Raw genomic sequence first — 2,926 nt, 5'->3', positions numbered from 1 at the left:
CTAGCTTGAGTTTCCGGTGATCATGGATTTTCGCTGGCCGTGTGCTGGGTGAGTTGACACGGATTCCCTTACGGCACGCCGGTTCTGGTGCTTGACCGGGCGCCCAAAATAGCCTATGACCTAAAGTCATGACCAGTCTCTATAAGAAGACGATCCACGGCAAGCCGTACTGGTACCTGCGCGAGATGGGCTGGGTGGACGGCAAACCGAAGATGGTCTCCGAGCGGTACCTCGGCAACGCGGCCCAGATCGAGGCACTACTCGACGCCCACGAGGAGCAGGTCCTTCCCGATCGGTGCCGCAACCTGGACTTCGGGGCGGTGGCCGCGGTGTGGGGGCTGCTGGCCGACCTCGGGATAGCCGAGTTGATCGACCAGGCGTGCGGGCCGCGCCCCTCCGGGCTGCCGCTCTCACCGGGCACCTACCTTGCCCTGGCGGTGCTCAACCGGGTCACCGACCCGTGCTCCAAACGCGGGTTCGCGACCTGGTGGAAAACCACCGCGGCCGACCGGTTCACCAAGATCAGGGCCTCGGAGCTGGACCACCGCCGGTTCTGGGACGCCATGCACGCCCTCCCCATCGAGGCGCTTGCCGACATCGAGCACACGCTGGCCCTACGGGTCTGCGACCGGTTCGGACTGGACACCAGCTCGGTGGCCCTGGACATGACCAACTTCGCCACCTTCATCGACACCGGCAACACCAAGGCGCCGATCGCCCAACGCGGCAAAGCGAAACAAAAACGCGCCGACCTGCGCCTGGTCGGGCTCGGGCTGGTTGTCACCCGCGCCGGCGGCATCGCGCTGCTCTCCCACGCCTACCCCGGCAACAAGCCCGACGTCACCCAGTTCCCCGACATGATCAAGACGCTGGCGGCCCGCCACACCGCCCTGAGCACCGCACACACCGCCAGCAGCGACACCGCCACCGGCGCCGCCACGGCGGACATGACGGTGGTCTTCGACGCCGGGCAAAACAGCCAGGCCAACTTCGCATTGCTCGCCGAGACAAACCTGCACTACGTCGCCTCGGTGCCAGCCTCGGACTGCCCGGACCTGCTCGCCCTACCCGCCGCCGCCCGCACCCCCGTCGACGAGCAGCGCTACCCCGGCCTGGACGCCCTGGAGGTCCACCGGGCCAGCTACGGCGCCCAGCGACGCACCATCCTGACCCACTCGACCCAACTGCACGCCCACCAGGTCCGCGGCTTCGAGGGCACCTCCCTGGCCAAAGCCGGCCGGCGCCTTGACGAACTGGCCGCCACCTTGGCCCGCGGCAAGACCCGCCGCGCCCGGCCCGCCGTCGAGGCCGACATCGCCAAGATCACCCACAACGCCTGGGTGCGCCGCGTCATCACCTGGCAACTCGACGGCGACAAACCCAAAGACCTACGCCTTGCCTGGACCATCGACACCGAGGCCCGCGCGCAACTAGAAGACGAGATCTTCGGCAAACACGTCATCATCACTGACCACGACGACTGGCCCGTTCCCGACGTCATCGCCGGCTACCGGTCCCAGTCCGAAGCCGAAGGCTCCTTCCGGCAGATGAAAGACACCCACGTCGTCTCCTACTCCCCGATGTTCCATTGGACCGAGCACAACATCCGCGTGCACACCTTCACCTGCGTACTCGCCCTACAGATCGCTCACCTGCTACGCCTACAGGCCGACCGCGCAGGACTACACCTCTCGGTACGCGAACTGCTGCGCCAACTCGCCGGGATCGAAGAAACCGTCCTGATCTACCCCTCCACCGGCGGCCGACCCAAGGCCCGGCGCATCCTCACCGAGACCAGCGACCTGCAAGACCAACTCGCCGCCCTCTACCGACTCGACCGCTACACACCCAAAGTTAGGTCATAGCCACAACCCACCCCGAACCCCATACCCAGCAGGCGAAACTCCTCCGCCACGCCAAAATCACCGGAAACTCAAGCTAGGAGGAGGCTGCCGGCTCCTCGCCCTCGATGGTCGATACAGCGATCGTGCGTACGAGTTCCTCAAGGGCGCGTTCTCGAGCCTCTTCCGTCAAGCTCCGAGCATCGCTGTTGGCAACTAGGAAGCGCTGCATGCGTTCAAGCCGGATGTGGAAAGCATCCAACTGACGAGCAACCTTTGCGTACAGCCAGAAGTTCAAGCCGGATATCACTTCAACCACTGCACCCCCGAGAGCGCTGATGATCGCCGCGGACGTGAGGCCGCGTACCAACTCAAACCCGACGGCCACCACGAAGAACGCCAGGCCGACTCCCGCCGCCACCAGAGCCCAACGAAGACTCACACGCGCTTGCGCGAGGACCCCTTGGTAGTACAAGTCGTTGATGCGCAGCTGGGACGCAGCGACCTCTTGAATGTTGTCGGGTGCCGCGGCAGCGACCTCGTTGATTGCCACATCCGCCAACCGCAGCGCACCCTTCGGAATGATGAGCTGCCTGTCGGCCGTCAGCTCCAAGCTGCTCGCAGTCAGCCCAGCCTTTGCAAGCTTGTCCCGGATCTCGGAGGCTTGCCCGGACAGTCGGGATCGGGCTTCTTCGACAGACCCATGAGGCACCTCCACTGGTCCAAACTGTCGTCGGCCGGTCGTCCATTGTCCAGCCCTGACATCGGACGCTGATCCGCGGATGCGGCTACCGGATCGTGTTCACCCCAGACATCGTCGGATCCGGCAGGGGTTGGCAATTCCGCGTCGGCGCCTCGCTTCCGGGTGCCCCGCACTAAGCCTCGATCCGTGGAGCGGTCGGCCTGGTAGGTCTTGATGCGGCTCGTGCTGGGCGTCGGCGTCCTGGGGCCTGGCTTGGGCAGGACTGATCCGCTGGTCTGGCCAGCGTTTCCACTTCTTGGTCTCCGGTCGTGCCTGCGCGGCGGTGGATGGGTCACGCGGGCTCTGGCGGCGCGTTTGCCTGGCCGAAGACTCCGTTCCAGAT

At 65.5% G+C, this 2,926-nt stretch carries 2 protein-coding genes; one reads left to right on the top strand and one right to left on the bottom strand.

The window, feature by feature from the left end:
• Positions 1 to 128 precede the first annotated feature (128 nt).
• On the top strand, positions 129 to 1,865 hold the full coding sequence (locus tag ACSLE4_RS05305; protein WP_435903437.1) for an IS1634 family transposase: 1,737 nt from the start codon (positions 129 to 131) through the stop codon (positions 1,863 to 1,865).
• 73 nt (positions 1,866 to 1,938) lie between these two features.
• Here the strand turns inward: ACSLE4_RS05305 and ACSLE4_RS05300 are convergent, their stop codons facing one another.
• Positions 1,939 to 2,454, bottom strand: a complete 516-nt coding sequence (locus ACSLE4_RS05300) for a TRADD-N-associated membrane domain-containing protein (RefSeq protein ID WP_435903436.1) — start codon at positions 2,452 to 2,454, stop codon at positions 1,939 to 1,941.
• Between the last annotated feature and the right edge of the window lie 472 nt (positions 2,455 to 2,926).

It is taken from the genome of Methyloceanibacter sp. (assembly GCF_051306395.1).
Lineage (GTDB): Bacteria > Pseudomonadota > Alphaproteobacteria > Rhizobiales > Methyloligellaceae > Methyloceanibacter.
Note: the sequence above shows the minus strand (reverse complement) of the source record. Positions and strands in the feature narration are given on the sequence as shown.